General features: G+C 61.2%; 16 protein-coding genes. 6 read left to right on the forward strand and 10 right to left on the reverse strand.

Annotated features, from left to right (window positions below; all coding sequences use genetic code 11):
• The first annotated feature begins 18 nt into the window (after nucleotides 1-18).
• The 4 genes from HJB83_RS04705 to HJB83_RS04720 all read left to right on the forward strand — a co-directional run bounded on the left by HJB83_RS04705 (nucleotide 19) and on the right by HJB83_RS04720 (nucleotide 1352).
• On the forward strand, nucleotides 19-228 hold the full coding sequence (locus HJB83_RS04705) for a hypothetical protein (RefSeq protein WP_207585206.1): 210 nt from the start codon (nucleotides 19-21) through the stop codon (nucleotides 226-228).
• Between the two features lie 26 nt (nucleotides 229-254).
• Entirely contained in the window at nucleotides 255-488 is a 234-nt protein-coding gene (gene rpsU, locus HJB83_RS04710; RefSeq protein ID WP_207585050.1) for a 30S ribosomal protein S21, read from the forward strand.
• A gap of 61 nt (nucleotides 489-549) precedes the next feature.
• Nucleotides 550-744, forward strand: coding sequence for a hypothetical protein (locus HJB83_RS04715; protein WP_116409581.1), 195 nt, complete (start codon nucleotides 550-552; stop codon nucleotides 742-744).
• Nucleotides 745-872: 128 nt separating this feature from the next.
• Nucleotides 873-1352, forward strand: coding sequence for a pyridoxamine 5'-phosphate oxidase family protein (locus HJB83_RS04720; protein WP_207585049.1), 480 nt, complete (start codon nucleotides 873-875; stop codon nucleotides 1350-1352).
• Nucleotides 1353-1368: 16 nt separating this feature from the next.
• Here HJB83_RS04720 and HJB83_RS04725 read toward each other — a convergent pair whose 3' ends face one another.
• Nucleotides 1369-2280 (reverse strand): LysR family transcriptional regulator, encoded by a 912-nt coding sequence (locus tag HJB83_RS04725; RefSeq protein WP_207585048.1) that lies wholly within the window; start codon nucleotides 2278-2280, stop codon nucleotides 1369-1371.
• A 96-nt stretch (nucleotides 2281-2376) separates the two neighbouring features.
• Between HJB83_RS04725 and HJB83_RS04730 the strand changes: the two genes are divergently transcribed.
• Nucleotides 2377-3252 carry an aldo/keto reductase family oxidoreductase gene (locus tag HJB83_RS04730; protein WP_207585047.1) on the forward strand — a complete coding sequence of 292 codons (876 nt, stop codon included), beginning with the start codon at nucleotides 2377-2379 and terminating at the stop codon, nucleotides 3250-3252.
• Between the two features lie 125 nt (nucleotides 3253-3377).
• Here the strand turns inward: HJB83_RS04730 and ppk2 are convergent, their stop codons facing one another.
• From ppk2 to HJB83_RS04775, 9 genes are all read right to left on the reverse strand, one after another.
• Nucleotides 3378-4292, reverse strand: a complete 915-nt coding sequence (ppk2, locus tag HJB83_RS04735) for a polyphosphate kinase 2 (RefSeq protein WP_141335705.1) — start codon at nucleotides 4290-4292, stop codon at nucleotides 3378-3380.
• 108 nt (nucleotides 4293-4400) lie between these two features.
• Nucleotides 4401-5252, reverse strand: coding sequence for a helix-turn-helix domain-containing protein (locus tag HJB83_RS04740; protein ID WP_207585046.1), 852 nt, complete (start codon nucleotides 5250-5252; stop codon nucleotides 4401-4403).
• Between the two features lie 72 nt (nucleotides 5253-5324).
• The gene (locus tag HJB83_RS04745) at nucleotides 5325-5714 is read right to left on the reverse strand and encodes a nuclear transport factor 2 family protein (protein ID WP_207585045.1); all 390 of its coding nucleotides are present in this window, start codon (nucleotides 5712-5714) and stop codon (nucleotides 5325-5327) included.
• A 457-nt stretch (nucleotides 5715-6171) separates the two neighbouring features.
• On the reverse strand, nucleotides 6172-7824 hold the full coding sequence (locus tag HJB83_RS04750) for a GMC oxidoreductase (RefSeq protein WP_221131339.1): 1653 nt from the start codon (nucleotides 7822-7824) through the stop codon (nucleotides 6172-6174).
• 80 nt (nucleotides 7825-7904) lie between these two features.
• Nucleotides 7905-8987, reverse strand: a complete 1083-nt coding sequence (locus HJB83_RS04755) for an ABC transporter ATP-binding protein (protein ID WP_207585043.1) — start codon at nucleotides 8985-8987, stop codon at nucleotides 7905-7907.
• A gap of 7 nt (nucleotides 8988-8994) precedes the next feature.
• Nucleotides 8995-9879, reverse strand: coding sequence for a carbohydrate ABC transporter permease (locus HJB83_RS04760; RefSeq protein ID WP_207585042.1), 885 nt, complete (start codon nucleotides 9877-9879; stop codon nucleotides 8995-8997).
• Complete coding sequence (locus tag HJB83_RS04765) at nucleotides 9879-10766, reverse strand: carbohydrate ABC transporter permease (RefSeq protein ID WP_221116820.1); 888 nt, start codon at nucleotides 10764-10766, stop codon at nucleotides 9879-9881. Before HJB83_RS04765 ends, HJB83_RS04760 begins: the two co-directional genes overlap by 1 nt.
• 97 nt (nucleotides 10767-10863) lie before the next feature.
• Entirely contained in the window at nucleotides 10864-12096 is a 1233-nt protein-coding gene (locus HJB83_RS04770) for an ABC transporter substrate-binding protein (RefSeq protein ID WP_221131340.1), read from the reverse strand.
• 58 nt (nucleotides 12097-12154) lie between these two features.
• Nucleotides 12155-13108 (reverse strand): sugar phosphate isomerase/epimerase, encoded by a 954-nt coding sequence (locus HJB83_RS04775; RefSeq protein ID WP_221131341.1) that lies wholly within the window; start codon nucleotides 13106-13108, stop codon nucleotides 12155-12157.
• A gap of 222 nt (nucleotides 13109-13330) precedes the next feature.
• Here HJB83_RS04775 and HJB83_RS04780 point away from each other — a divergent pair, with 222 nt between their 5' ends.
• Complete coding sequence (locus HJB83_RS04780) at nucleotides 13331-14401, forward strand: LacI family DNA-binding transcriptional regulator (RefSeq protein WP_221116817.1); 1071 nt, start codon at nucleotides 13331-13333, stop codon at nucleotides 14399-14401.
• Nucleotides 14402-14484: the final 83 nt, after the last annotated feature.

Here is a 14484-nt window from a genome sequence, read left to right on the forward strand (position 1 = left end):
TGCCCTTGAGGCAGCGCGATGGTCAAATCCACAACGATCGATGAAGCCGGCAATGGCCGGTATAAGGATTTCTTTTTGAACGACACAAATACAGCCACTGCGATTGCGGTGGTGAACTCGCGTGAGGGTGACGTGGCCGTCCGCCGCGCTGCCAAGACTTGGAAGCCATCACCCTGCCTTCTCACCCGCCGCGAGTTGCGGGCGCTCATCGCCGAGCAGCTCGGCTGAGCGTCCCTTACATAGGAGAATTCGAAATGCAGGTACTCGTCAGAGAAAACAACGTCGATCAGGCCCTCAGGGTTTTGAAAAAGAAAATGCAGCGCGAAGGGCTGTTCCGCGAAATGAAGGAACGGCGCGCCTATGAGAAGCCCTCCGAACGACGCGTCAGGGAAAAGGCGCAGGCGATCAGTCGGCACCGTAAAGCCGCACGCAAGAAGCTGCAGCGTGAAGGCCTGATCGCCGGGCCGAAGCGGACGGCCGCCCGTTAACGGGCCATCCCGGCCGGCCTTCCCAGGCTTCGACGACAACATTCCCCGGAAAGGACAGACAATGGACGAACTCAATAGCCTCACCGTTTCAGAAGAACGCCTCGAGGATTGCCGCGATGTCGTGGAGCCGGATCTGCAGGATCTGATCCAACGCGCATTGACGTCGGGCTTTTCCCGCGAGGAGGTCCTGATCGCCGTCAGTGAACTGGTCGCTGAGGACTTCGCCATGGTCATGGAAACCCCAAGCGTGCATTGAGGATAAACGCAGGCAGCAGGAACATTCCATCCCGCCTGTCGATCGATTGCGGGAATTGGCGGGATGAACCACGGGAACATCGGCGCCGGCAGACGGTTATTTCGTCTTTTGCACAGATGGAGATGACGATGGCCGAGCATGATGATGCGACACGGGTGTGGGAGCTGATCGACAGAATAGGGTTTTGCATGCTGACGACCCGCAGCAGTGACGATCTGCGCGCCCGCCCGATGTCCGCCTATACCGCCCAGATGGAGAATGCGGTCTATTTTCTGACGGATGTGGCCAGCCACAAGGACGACGAGATCGCCCACTGGCCAAATGTGTGCCTGGCCTTTGCCGACACCAAGGGACAGAAATATGTTTCCGTGTCTGGGACGGCCGAGGTGCAGAACGATCGCGAGAAGATCAGGGAATTATGGGCAACGCCGGCCAAGGCGTGGTGGGACAATCCCGACGATCCCTCCATCCGCATCCTCAAGATTACCCCGTCCTCGGCGGAATATTGGGATAGCCCGGGCACCATCATCAGCTATATCAAAATGGCAGCTGCAGCGGTCTCGAACAGCAAACCGGATATGGGCGACAACGCCGAGGTCAAGCTTTAACGGATCGCAGCGCTCTTCAAGCCTGCTTGGCCGAGGCCTTGACGAAATCAATGAAGGCCCGCAGCGGCGCTGGCACCAGCCGCCGTCCAGGATAATAGAGAAATGGCCCGGAAAACCGCTGCCACCAGGGTTCGAGAATTGGCTCGAGAGCGCCGCTGTCAATATACGGGCGCAGCCAGTCCTCGAAAACGCAGATGATCCCAGTGCCCGATATCGCTGCATCGACGGTAAGATCGGTCGCGCCGCCGACCCTGACGATCAATGGTCCTGAAGGTTCGACCCGCACCACCTCGCCATCTCGTTCGAACTCCCATGGCGTCGTCAGCACACCACTGGCAAAGCGGCCCAACAGACAGGCATGGCCGAGCAGATCGCTCGGATGTTGCGGCCGGCCATGGCGGTCGAGATAGTCAGGGGAGGCGGCGGTGGCAAAGCGCTGAACACGCGGGCCGATCGGCACGGCAATCATATCCTGCTCCAGCCGCTCGTCATAGCGGATGCCGGCGTCGCACCCGGCAGCAAGCACATCGACGAAGCTCTCGTCGGCGATCACCTCCAGCCGAATGTCGGGATAGGCGGCGAGGAATGGCGGAACGATGGCGGGCAGCACCAGCCGCGCCGCGCTGACCGGCACATTGAGCCGCAACGCACCGGCCGGCCTGTCGCGATATCCGTTGACCACATCGAGTGCGGACTCCACTTCGGTCAAGGCAGGGCCGAGCCGTTCCAGCAGGCCCTTGCCGGCTTCGGTCGGCACGACGCTGCGTGTCGTGCGGTTGAGCAGCCTCACACCGAGCTCGGCCTCCAGCCGACGCACCGCCTCGCTGAGGAAGGAAGCACTGCCGCCGTTTGCACGCGCGCCCTCGCGAAAACCACCGGCCCGCGCCACGGCAAGGAAGGCATTCAGATCACCCAAATCGACTTTCACTGTTCGCCACTCCGCACAGCCTGTGCGGATTGTAACGAATTATCAGGCGCGCCGACAACGCCTATCTTGGCGTCGACTCTTGAAAGGAGTGAGTTCATGTCCACCATCGATCAGGCCGGCACCTTCAATCTCGGCGACAGCAGCATCAAACGGCTCGGCTACGGCGCCATGCAGCTTGCCGGGCCCGGCGTGTTTGGCCCGCCCAAGGATCACGGCGCGGCCTTGGCGGTGCTGCGCGAGGCTGTCGCAAGCGGCGTAAACCACATCGACACCAGCGATTTCTATGGTCCGCACGTCACCAACCGGATCATCCGTGAAGCGCTCCATCCCTATCGTGACGACCTCGTCATCGTCACCAAGATCGGCGCACGGCGCGGCGCGGATGGATCATGGATTCCGGCCTTTTCGCCAGAAGAACTGACGGCGGCAGTCCACGACAATCTTCGTCACTTAGGTCAGGATGTGCTTGACGTCGTCAACCTCAGGCTCATGTTCGACGTGCATGGCCCTGCCGAAGGCTCGATCGAAGGACCCCTGACGGTGCTTGCCGATCTCCAACGGCAGGGACTGATCCGTCACCTGGGCTTAAGCAACGCCACAGCGAAGCAGATCGCCGAAGGGCGCGGGATCACCGAGATCGTCTGCGTGCAGAACCAGTACAATCTTGCGCATCGGGCCGACGATCGCCTGATCGACGAGCTCGCCCGCGAGGGCACCGCCTATGTGCCCTTCTTCCCGCTCGGCGGCTTCACACCGCTGCAGTCGTCCAGCCTGTCTAATGTCGCCGCACGCCTTGATGCTACGCCCATGCAGGTCGCACTTGCCTGGCTGCTGCGCCGCGCCCCGAACGTCCTGCTGATCCCCGGCACCTCGTCCGTCGGCCACCTCAAGGAGAACCTCGCCGCTGCCGCGCTTGTTCTGCCGGATGAGGCTGTCGACGAACTCAACCAGATCGGGAACATCGCCGCCTGATCGCATTCAAAGGCCGCGAGCTACCGCCACACCACGCTCACACGTGGTGTGGCGGAGCCGAAAGCGTCAGCGACGCTGAAATCCGCTCGTCATCTCCGGCCGGGAAGGCCGGTATGGTTATGCCTTCAATAGCGCTCCGGCACGAGCATTTCAGACGCAACCGGCGCCCTGTTGTAATCGGCATGGCGGATGCGATCCGGCAACTCGATTTCCGGTTTCGGAACATCCTCGTACGGGATTTGTTCGAGAAGATGGGCGATGCAGTTCAAACGCGCCCGTTTCTTGTCTACCGCCTGCACCACCCACCAGGGTGCATCCTTGGTGTGCGTCCGCGCCAGCATTTCTTCCTTGGCCTTGGTATATTCCTCCCAATGGACGCGACTTTCCATATCCATCGGTGAAAGCTTCCATTGCTTCAGCGGATCGTGGATACGCATCTTGAAGCGGAATTCCTGCTCCTCGTCGGTGATCGAAAACCAGTATTTGATCAGCACGATTCCGGAACGGACCAGCATCCGCTCGAATTCAGGCACCGAGCGGAAGAACTCCTCGAGTTCATCAGGGGTGCAGAAGCCCATCACGCGCTCGACACCGGCGCGGTTGTACCAGCTTCGGTCGAAGAGCACCATTTCGCCGGCTGTGGGAAGATGCGGGACATAGCGCTGGAAATACCATTGATGGCGTTCCCGTTCGGTCGGGGCGGGCAACGCAACCGTCCGGCAGACGCGTGGATTGAGCCGCTGGGTCACCCGCTTGATCGCGCCGCCCTTGCCGGCCGAATCGCGGCCTTCGAAAAGCACCACCACTTTCAACTTCGTGTGCTGAACCCAATCCTGCAGCCGCACCAACTCGTGCTGCAGCCGAAACAGTTCCCGGAAGTAGGTCTTTCGCTCGAGCGTCGGCTCCGCCGCTTCCGACATTCCTTCGGCGACCAGATCGTCCAGCCGGTCTTCCTCCATCTGCATTTCCAGCTCTTCATCGAAGCTGTCGGCGATTTCGGCCTTTATCCGGCTGAGTTGGTCCTGATGGTTTTGAGACATGGGCTTTTCCTTCCTGCTTTTTTTGACAGGAGCATGTCACTGCGAAGTTTGTATGACGGTTCAAGTAGCGATGGTGGACCATCGGCGCTCTGCCTTGGCCGTGGTCGCTCACGTCACGGTCCGGCGCTGACGCGCATCGGCCTGTTTCATCAGCTTGGCGTATTCTATCTCGGTGATATCATCCAACGGGAACATGCATTCGATCCTCAGTTCCTGGGTCGTTATTGTCTGTGCGGTGCCGACCGTCGTCACCAGCGAGAAGAAACTTAGAAGCTGCCCATCCTTCATGAACGACAAGGGGATGACGGGTGTGCTGTCCGCTGTCGTGGAGACCTTCCAGGCACTATCCACATCCGGATAGGCAAGCAGCGCGTCGATCAGTGCCTTGGTGCGCATGTCGATGACGCGGCCGACGGACTCCCTGAATATCCGCGCCATCAGGCTTCTTGCCGTTTCCTCCCAGTTCGGAATGAAGGGCCGCAAACCGGCCGGATCGAATATCAGATGCAGCAGATTGCGCGGTTTTTCCCGTGCTGCCATGTCGATGAAGCAATTGAAGAAGCGCTGCGTCGCATCGTTGGCCATCACCACGTTCCAATACCGGTCCATCACCACGGCCGGAAATGGTTCATGCTGAAAAAGCATGCGTTTAAGCACATCCGTGACGCTTTTCATTTCAAGATCGTCGATACCGTTTTCTGCATAAATAGGCGCATAGCCGGCGGCGAGCAGCAGCGTATTGCGCTCCCGGAACGGCACATCCAGGGCGTCGGCGAGATGCAGCAGATTGTGGCGGCCAGGCGTGCTCCGGCCACTTTCGATGAAGCTGATTTGGCGCTGCGATATGCCGGTGTCGAGCGAGAGTGCCAACTGGCTCTTGCCTCGCGTGCCGCGCCAGGCACGCAACTGCGCCCCAAGCTCGGTCGGCGCTCTGCTTAAACGGTTGTGCGTCGAGCTCATCTTCCGGCGGTCTCCGTTATCCGTCCCGTTGGTAACTGGCGGGCAATAGCGCTCCCGCCAGCGATTTGTGGATTAAAATGCAACGGGGCCGACAGACCCGTACCAGCGACCAACTTTGGCAGGTTCTCGTTCGTCCATGTAGAAAAAGTGTGTCATGACAGGCTTGACGACCGGTTGCGCCTTCTCGTCGGGTGTCATGGTGACAGTGCCGCGAAAGATCTTAAGCGAGCCGCCGTCCCAATATTCCGTCACATCGTGAAGCGCTGAAAAACCCGTATCGATGAAAGCGCGCAGGTTCTCGCGAATGGCCTCCCGCCCCTTCCAGTCGGCGACGCCGAGATTGCAGGTGGCGTTTTGCGCCAGGCAATCGAAGCCTTCGCCGAAGGTCTTGTCATCGATTTCTTTCCAGAAAGCCAGCAGCCATTCCGGGGGCTCTCGCTTGGTAAAGTTCACCGTCGTCATCGTCGTTCTCCTCGGCCGCCTCGTACGGTTGACAGCGGTTTGGCCGTCGACATCCTCCGGATTGGCCGCTTCTGTTTGAGGACTGGAATGTTCCTCCTGCAGGAAGGCCGTTCACTGATATCGCGGGAGGGGGAATGCCCTCAATTACATCGGGTGTAATAAGCCAGGCGAAAACGCATCGTCTTCCGATTTCGCAGCCTTTGTTGCTGGCGAGACCGATCTCATCGACTTCGCAGAACGTTGAGGCAAGCTAAGACCGGCAGGGAAGGCCGGACCAGCAGGCCGGGTGTGTTTGCCATTGGCAATGCGGACGCGGTCGCTCACCTTGCGCATGCCTCCGCGGCAGGCACAGCCGTCGGCCCGGTTGTCACCATGGACCTGTTCGAACAGATCCTTGCCGAGCGTCGGGACGCCAAAGCGGCGTGAACGATCTTGCAGTACAGCCGCTGAGGCGCAGCTACAGCTGTCCTGTCCGGTATTGCGAGACAAGATTCCGGCAGGCGCGGATCGTCAGAGCCATGACGGTGAGTGTGGTGCCGGCGATGCCGCTGCCGGGGAAGGCGCTGGCGTCGGTGACAATCAGGTTCGGGACATCCCAGACCTGGTTGTAGGGGTTGAGCACCGAAGCTTCCGGGGTTTCACCCATGCGCGCGCCGCCCGTTTCATGGATTGCCGCGCCCATGCACATGGTCTTGCGGAACCAACTGCGGAACATGAAGCGGCTGAAGGCATCGGCCTCGGGAAAGGCGCCCTTGCCCATCTCCTTGAGGCCGGTGGGCGAACCGATGAATTCAAGATCGCCTCCGACCTCGCTGATCATGGCGATCAGCGTCTCTTCCTGCCGGCGAAGCAGCGCCTGCTCCTCCGCTTGCATCACGCAGCGGATATGCGCAACGGGAATGTTCCAGGCGTCCTTGCGCCTGACATCAAGCGTAATGCGATTGTCGGCATAGGGCAGCATGCGGCCGAAACCGAAGAAGGCGAGACGCGCATCAGCGTCGCCGGAGACCGGCGCTCGGCCGACGCTTCCCTGGTAGTCGAAATCGCCGCGGGCAGCGTCGCCCTCACCGAAGCGGGGAATGAAGATCCCGCCTGATGGATTGTAGAACGGATCCGTCGGGGCGGAGCCATCGGGCGCCCAGCCCTTCGCCTGCGAAAAGGAACCGAAGGCGAGGCACGGAAGCTGGTCCATGAAATAGCGGCCAAGAGCGCCTGAGCTGTTGCCGAGCCCATCCGGATGTTTTGCCGAAGCCGAATTCAAGAGCAGCCGCACGCTCTCTATCGGCGAGGCGGAGAGAACCACCGTCGCGGCGCGGGCCGTCGATACTTGTCCGGTATTGCGATCGGTGAACTCCGCGCCGGTGGCACGTCCGGTTCTCCCGTCCGTGGTGATGCGGCGAACGACGGCATCGTAGCGGACTGTCAGCCTGCCGGTGGCCTTGGCTTCCCGCAGCGGTCGCGGCATGCGTTCGGCATCCGGCGCGATGTAGCGCCAGGAGACAACGTGCCTTTCCGGCCAGCGGCTTTCGACCGCCTGCTTGAAGATCTGTTCGGCGGGCGTCAGGCTTGCCGGCTTCGCATAGACGCCGTCCGGCAGGGTCGGCACATCGTCCTTGTTGCCGTAGAGCCCGAGATAAGTCTCCACTTCGTCGTAGAAAGGCGCCAATTCGCCATATGAGACCGGCCAGTCAACGCCCTTTCCGGCGCGTGATCGGATCTTGAAATCATCATCGGTCCAGCGCAGCAGCACGCGGCCAAAACTGTGGAGGCGGCCGCCGCCCTGGCGGCCACGGATCCAGAGGAAAGGCTCGCCCTTCGGCGTGGTATAGGGGTTCTTGCGGTCGTTGACGAAGAAGTGGCTGAAGCGCTCGGTAAAAAACGCCGCCCGCGCCTGGATCGGCTGGCCCTTGAGTGTCGCCCGCGCACGCTCCCAGATATTGATGCTGCTTGCAGGCGCCTTCTTGCGGGCGGGATCGAAATCCTTCGGCCCAACAGCGGGGCCGGCCTCGAGAAGCAGCACCGAAAGGCCCTGCGCTGTCAGCTCTTTGACCGCGAAGGAACCCGCCGCGCCGGAGCCGATCACCAGCGCATCGTAGACAATCTCAGACATTTCCAAATCCTGTCCTGGAGCAATTGCTCAAAACCGCGCGCAACGCGCCGGCAATTGCGGGAAAACAAAGGGACGAGGCATCACAGCCGCGATCCGTCGGCGCCGAAGAGCGACGCCTTGGCGATATCGAGCCCGGGAGCCAGGGCATCGCCGGGCTGCAGGGTGACGTCGCCCATCAGCCTCAGCGAGAGGCTTTGATCCGCCCAGTCAAACCAAACGACGGCGTCCGAACCCATCGGCTCGACGACGGAAACACAGCCGGGAATGATGGGCAGGCTGCTTACCGCCCTATCGAGCACAAGATGCTCAGGGCGAAAGCCGAGCGTTGCCGGTCCTTCCGCCGCGCCTGCGCTAAAGGAATAGCCGGAGAGATCGACGGCGAGCCCCTTGCTCCGGAAGACCGGTGAGGAGGCGGCGCGCTCGATCCTGCCTTCGATGAAATTCATTGCCGGCGCGCCGATGAAACCGGCAACGAAGAGATTGGCCGGGCGGCGATAGATCTCAGCCGGCGAAGCGAGCTGCTGGATCACGCCGTCGCGCATGATGGCGATGCGATCGGCAAGCGTCAGCGCCTCTACCTGATCATGGGTCACGTAGATCATAGTGTTGCCGAGGCGCTGATGCAGCTTCTTGATCTCGACGCGCAATTCGTTGCGCAGCTTGGCATCGAGGTTCGACAGCGGTTCGTCGAAAAGGAAAACATCGACTTCGCGCACCAGCGCCCGGCCGATGGCGACGCGCTGGCGCTGGCCGCCCGACAGCTCGGCAGGGCGCCTGTCGAGCAGCGTGTCGAGATGGAGGAGCGCGGCCGTGCGGGCGACGCGGGCCTCGATCTCGGCTTTCGGCAGACCGGCGACGCGAAGGCCGAAGGACAGGTTCTTGCGAACCGACATGCGTGGATAGAGCGCGTAGGACTGAAAGACCATGCCGATGCCGCGGTCCTTCGGCTCCTCCCAGCTGACGTTCTTGCCTGAGATCCACACCTCGCCTGATGTAATGTCCTGGAGGCCTGCAATGGCGCTCAGAAGCGTTGACTTGCCGCAGCCGGAAGGGCCGAGCAGAACCAGGAATTCCCGGGGAGCGATATCGATCGACAGCTTCTCGATCACCGTATGGTCGCCATAGGCGATCTTCAGGTCCTTGACGGAGACGGCAGATTGCATGGAAGCATTACCCCTTGACTGCGCCGGCCGCGATGCCGCGCACGAACCAGCGGCCGGACAGGAAATAGATGGCGAGCGGAACGATGGCGGTCAGGATCGTCGCCGCCATGTTGACGTTGTAGGTCCGCTCGCCCATCGTGGTGTTGACGATATTGTTGAGCTGCACGGTCATCGGCAGGTTGTCACGCCCGGCAAATACCAGACCGAGCAGGAAGTCGTTCCAGATGCCGGTGAACTGCAGCATCGAGACCACCACCACCATCGGCACGGCGATCGGCAGCATGATCTCGAAAAAGATACGCCAGAAGCCGGCGCCGTCGACGCGCGCCGCCTTGCAGAGCTCCTCCGGCACGCTGATGAAATAATTGCGGAAGAGCAGCGTCACCAGCGGCAGGCCGAAGATGACATGCACGAGAATGATGCCGGCGAGCGAATTGTAGAGGGCGATATTCGCCATCGCCCGGACCATCGGATAGAGAAAGATCTGGTAGGGGATGAGGCCGCCGGCCATCAGCAGGCCGAAGAGCAGGTTTGCCCCTCGCGGCCGCCAGAGCGACAGCGCATAGCCGTTGACGGCGCCGATAAAGACCGAGAGCGCAACCGCGGGAAGGGTGATCGCCACCGAATTCCAGAAGCCGCTGCGAATGCCGACACAGACGGTCCCCATGCAGGCGCCCGACCAGGCGGTCGTCCAGGCGGAAAAATCGAGCGTCGCCGGCAGGGCGAAGATCTGCCCGAGCCGGATTTCCTCCATCGACTTCAGCGAGGTGACGACCATCGTGTAAAGCGGCAGAAGAAAGAAAAGTGCGGCAACGACCAGGAAGGCATAGAGGCCGATGCGCCCGACGGTGATCTGCGCCGGCTTCGGACCGTTCGGATGAGGACCGGCCATCACGCGGCTCCCTTCGCTCTGTCGCGCATGTGCATCGCGTAGCGGAACGGCGCGACTGCGATGATCACACCGAGGACAAGCACCGTCGCGCCGGCAGTGGCGAGGCCGAGGTTCTGACGTCCGAACAAATTGTCCATGATGAATTTCGCCGGCACCTCCGTCGCATTGCCGGGGCCGCCGTTCGTCATGGCGACGACGATGTCATAGGTCTTGATCACCCCCATAGCGAGCAGCATGCCGGCCGCGGCCAGCGCCGGTCCGAGCTGCGGCAGGACGATCGAGACATAGATCCGCCAGACGGGAATTCCGTCTATCCGCGCCGCCTTCCATTGCTCGCCTTCGATGCCGCGCATGCCGGCGAGCGCAATGACCATCACCAGCCCCGCACCCTGCCATACGCCGGCAAGCACCAGCGCATAGATCGCCATGTCACGATTGACCACCCAGTCGAGGACAAAACTCTCCCAGCCGAGCGAACGCACGCTCGCCTGGATGCCAAGGGTCGGATTGAGCATCCATTGCCAGATCAGCCCGGTCACCACGAAGGACATGGCATAGGGATAAAGAAATATGGTTCTGAAGGCGCTTTCAAAACGGATCTTGCGGTCCAGCGCCGCGGCCAGCAGGAAGCCGAGCAACAGGCAGCCCGCGACGTAGAGGACGCCGAAGATCAACACGTTTTGCAGCGACGCAAGCCACTTGGCGGAAGAGAACAGCTTCGAATACTGCGAAAAGCCGACATAGGTTGAAGATGGAAAGAGCGTCGAATTGGTGAAGGACAGGCGGATCGACCAGGCCATGGTGCCGATGAAGACCACGACCGCGACGAACCAAGTCGGCAGCAGCGCAATGGTGGCGGAAAGATTGGATTTGCGTTTGATGGGCATCGGCCGGCTCGTTGACTGAAAAAGCGGGGCACACGCCACCGCGAGGCAGCGACGTCGGCCGCGGCGTCGGGATCAGGCCGACGCCGCGGGCACTATTCTACTCGAAGACAGCGAAGAAATTCTCGGCCCCAGTAGCTGCATCGTTCGAGCCACCGCTCCAGTATTCGTCGACGAAATCGTCGAGCGCGCCGACCTGCTGAGGAGTAAGCACGATCGCCTGATCCGGGACGATCGCACCGGCAGCCATCAGCTCGACACCCTTCTGAGCGCAGACATCAAGCTTCGACTTGTCGACATCGGTTCGCATCGGAACCGAGCCCTTCTTCAAGGCGAATTCGACCTGCACCTTCGGATCCATCACGACTTCGGCGAGAAGTTTCTGCGCCTTGTCGGTCGCGGCATTGCCGGTCTTCGGGAACCAGAGGGAGTCGGCGATATAGACCATACCCTTGGACTCCGGCACGATCATGCAGCCATAGTCTTTACCCGGCTCCTTGCCGGCAACGGTGAATTCGCCCTTCGCCCAGTCGCCCATGAACTGCACGCCGGCCTTGGCGGTGATCAGCATGGCCGTTGCGTCGTTCCAGTTGCGGCCGGCGGCACCCGCATCGACATAGCCGCGCAGCTTGGCGAGAATTTCGAGGGTCTTCTTCACGCCGTCGACCGAGGCCTGGTTCTTGTCCTTGTCGACATAGATCTTCAGGAAGCCGTCGATCCCGACCTGCGAGAGCAGGATCATATTGAAGACCTTGGTCTGCTGCCAGGGCTGGCCACCCCAGGCAACGGGAACGATGCCGGCAGCCTTCAGCTTGTCGAAGTCGGCGAAGAACTCGTCCCAGGTCTTGGGCTCCTCGGCGATGCCGGCCTTGCCGAAGGCTTCCTTGGAATAAAAGACCCAGCTTTCGCCATGGGCGCCGGTCGGCGCGAGATAGACCTTGCCGTCATAGGAGATGAGATCATGGATCGATTTCGGCAGGACGTCGGCCCATTTGCCGGCACCGGCTACGTCGTCGATCGGATTGAACAGACCTTGGTTGATGAAATCTGCGGCCGCGAGGCCGATGACGCCCTGCTTGGCCCCGGGCGCGTCACCGGCGACGATACGGTTCTGGAAGGCGGCATCGGCGGCGCCGAAGCCGGCGATCGAGGAATCCTTCCAGACGCCGCCGCGCTTTTCGAACTCGTTCTTGATGACGTTGAGGGCTGCCGCTTCGCCGCCCGACGTCCAGGACGACATGATCTCGATCGTCGGTTTGTCCTCGGCATGCGCCGAAGCGAAGAGACCGGCGAATGCCACACCGGCAAGAAAAAGCTTCATCATTGTCTTCATTGTTCCACCTCTTGAAAATGCCCTCTTTGCGGGGCGTTCGTTGTCTTGGGAATAATCGTCAGCGATAGATCGGCAGGAGCGCCTGCCGGACGAGCGTCAGCCCGTTGGCGATGTCGCGGACGGGATCCGGCGCGGCATCGAGTTCGAGAATTGCCCAACCTTCAAAGGCACGGTCGCGCAGCAGTCGGATCCAGGCCGGCCAGTCGACCCGTCCAAAGCCGAAGCTGCAGAAATACGGCTGGTGGCGATCGTGTATGTGCTTGTCGATCGGCGTGTCGGCGGGCATAGGCCCGACCGCATCCTTCCAGTGGGCAATGATCATGCGCTCGTGGTGGCGATCAACGAGCTGGATGGGATCGGAGCCGGCAACGATGATATGGGCAGTGTCCGGGCACATATGCACATAGGCTGGGTCGGTCAGCAGCATCATCAGGTCGACGTCGCGTGCAGCGGCAAAAATCGAATGCGCCTCGGTGTGCAGCGCCAGCCGCACGCCCCTGGCATAGAGGGTCGCGCCGAGCCGGTTCAGGAAATCGGCGATCACCTTGGCGCGGTCGAAATCGTAAAACTGCACCGGCTGGGCGCCGAGCGTCTGGCGAAGCGGGGCGCCGATCACCATGATGTCGCTGCCGCAGGCTTTCAGGAAGTCGGCATATCGCTCCGCCTTGTCGATCAGCGCGCGCTGGGCTTCGGGCTCGGCGAAGTCGCCCGCCGCCTCCAGTTCCGCGAAGAAGCCGCTGCAGAGCGTCAGGCGGCGTCTTGCCAGCTCGGCTGCAAAAGCATCGACGGAACCATAGGTCTTGATCGCATCCTGCCAGTTGAACGGAGAAAAGGTCAGCTCGACGCCGGTGACGCCGGAGGCCTGGACGCTGTCGAGAATCTTGTCCCAGAAGGCGCGCGGTTCGGTGCGCGCATAGTCGATGATCGCGTCATGGCTATCGACGCCCCAGAAGCCGGGATCGAAGAACGTCACGAGATCGACGCCGAATCGGAGCCTGTCGCCAGTAGCCATAATCCATCCATTTCTTAAGGCATGACCTACTCGCGTGCGGAAGATCAGTTCCGCAATCAATAAATCATGAATTTTCAACGCATTAAGGAATGGCAATCGTTTGCCATGCCTAGATGATAATCAAGCTGGTTTTTTAAGCAAGCGATTTTTGGCAAACGTTTGCTATAAATCGGCGGCTGCCTTAGAGTTGCAAATCGAAGCATCCGGGAGAATGAAACAAACGTGAATAAAAACAAGGATGTGGCCATAGAGGAGCAGCCGGGCGCGCTGATGGCCGATGTCGCGCGGCTCGCCGGTGTCGCGATCTCAACGGTCAGCCGCGCGCTCGCCAATCCAGGACGGGTCAACGAGAAGACGCGCGCCAAGATCAACGCGGCGGCCAAGCAGCTCGGCTATACTCCCAATGCGATGGCGCGCGGTCTCAGGGTCGGCAAATCCAACATCATCATGATCATCCTGCCCGGATCGCTCTATTATGGCGTCTCACAGATCATTCCGCAGGTCCTGCAGAGCATCAACAAGTCGCTGATCCAGGGCGGCTACAACCTGATGATCGCCAACCTCGATCGCGACGAGATTTCCGAGCGGCACATTCTCGACCTCGCCTTCGGCGGCAGCGTGCGCGGAGCCATTATCCTGTCGTCGAAGCTTCCGGAGGTCGATGGGCGCTCGCTGGCAAGTTCCGGCCTGCCGATCGTTTCGATGCTGCTCGACATGAGCGATGCGGGACTGCAGAGCGTCGTGACGAACGACCGCGAGGCTGTGCGCGACGTCACCGCCGAACTGATCCGGCTTGGCCATCGCCGGTTCTTCTACCTTGCAGGACCTGAAGGCAATTATCATGACGTCGAGCGCTATGGCGGCGTGCTCGAGGCGCTTGCGGCAGCCGGCCTATCGAAGGAGGCCGTGCGTCGCTCGGGCGGTCGTCTCGATTATCAGCATGGTTTCGACATCGGCGTGCAGGCGGCAGACGATTTCGCTGGATTGGACGAGAAACCAACGGCAGTCATCGCCACCAGCGATGACATGGCCATCTCGTTTGTCAGTTGCGTCAAGCGAGCAGGCTTGAGCATTCCCGATGATCTGTCCGTCGTCTCCTTCGACGGTTCGCCCGTCTGCGAATTCTCCTCGCCACCGCTCTCGACGATCGAGCAGCCGGTGGAAGAGATGGGCCGCGCCGCAGTGGATCTCCTGCTCGACGCCCTTGGCCAGAGCCAGAACCCTGCTTCTGTGCCCACCGTCATCCGCAGCAGGCTTATCCTGCGGGAAAGTATTGCCCCTCCGAAGAGTTGACGATGGGGAACCGGTTCGCGCATCCCGTACAGAAACGCCAGGCCCTCATTCGGAGGGTGCCACCCTGAAGCGCCGTGTGCAAC

This window comes from Rhizobium sp. NZLR11, from assembly GCF_019685115.1.
GTDB lineage: Bacteria > Pseudomonadota > Alphaproteobacteria > Rhizobiales > Rhizobiaceae > Rhizobium.

Bases quoted from the DNA above. Each gene is read 5' to 3' on its own strand.
- HJB83_RS04775 (WP_221131341.1), bottom strand. From the start codon at position 13,108: ATGGCTACTGGCGACAGGCTCCGATTCGGCGTCGATCTCGTGACGTTC.
- HJB83_RS04720 (WP_207585049.1), top strand. From the start codon at position 873: ATGGCCGAGCATGATGATGCGACACGGGTGTGGGAGCTGATCGACAGA.
- rpsU (WP_207585050.1), top strand. From the start codon at position 255: ATGCAGGTACTCGTCAGAGAAAACAACGTCGATCAGGCCCTCAGGGTT.
- HJB83_RS04730 (WP_207585047.1), top strand. From the start codon at position 2,377: ATGTCCACCATCGATCAGGCCGGCACCTTCAATCTCGGCGACAGCAGC.
- HJB83_RS04715 (WP_116409581.1), top strand. From the start codon at position 550: ATGGACGAACTCAATAGCCTCACCGTTTCAGAAGAACGCCTCGAGGAT.
- HJB83_RS04750 (WP_221131339.1), bottom strand. From the start codon at position 7,824: ATGTCTGAGATTGTCTACGATGCGCTGGTGATCGGCTCCGGCGCGGCG.
- HJB83_RS04755 (WP_207585043.1), bottom strand. From the start codon at position 8,987: ATGCAATCTGCCGTCTCCGTCAAGGACCTGAAGATCGCCTATGGCGAC.
- HJB83_RS04740 (WP_207585046.1), bottom strand. From the start codon at position 5,252: ATGAGCTCGACGCACAACCGTTTAAGCAGAGCGCCGACCGAGCTTGGG.
- HJB83_RS04745 (WP_207585045.1), bottom strand. From the start codon at position 5,714: ATGACGACGGTGAACTTTACCAAGCGAGAGCCCCCGGAATGGCTGCTG.
- ppk2 (WP_141335705.1), bottom strand. From the start codon at position 4,292: ATGTCTCAAAACCATCAGGACCAACTCAGCCGGATAAAGGCCGAAATC.
- HJB83_RS04765 (WP_221116820.1), bottom strand. From the start codon at position 10,766: ATGCCCATCAAACGCAAATCCAATCTTTCCGCCACCATTGCGCTGCTG.
- HJB83_RS04705 (WP_207585206.1), top strand. From the start codon at position 19: ATGGTCAAATCCACAACGATCGATGAAGCCGGCAATGGCCGGTATAAG.
- HJB83_RS04770 (WP_221131340.1), bottom strand. From the start codon at position 12,096: ATGAAGACAATGATGAAGCTTTTTCTTGCCGGTGTGGCATTCGCCGGT.
- HJB83_RS04760 (WP_207585042.1), bottom strand. From the start codon at position 9,879: ATGGCCGGTCCTCATCCGAACGGTCCGAAGCCGGCGCAGATCACCGTC.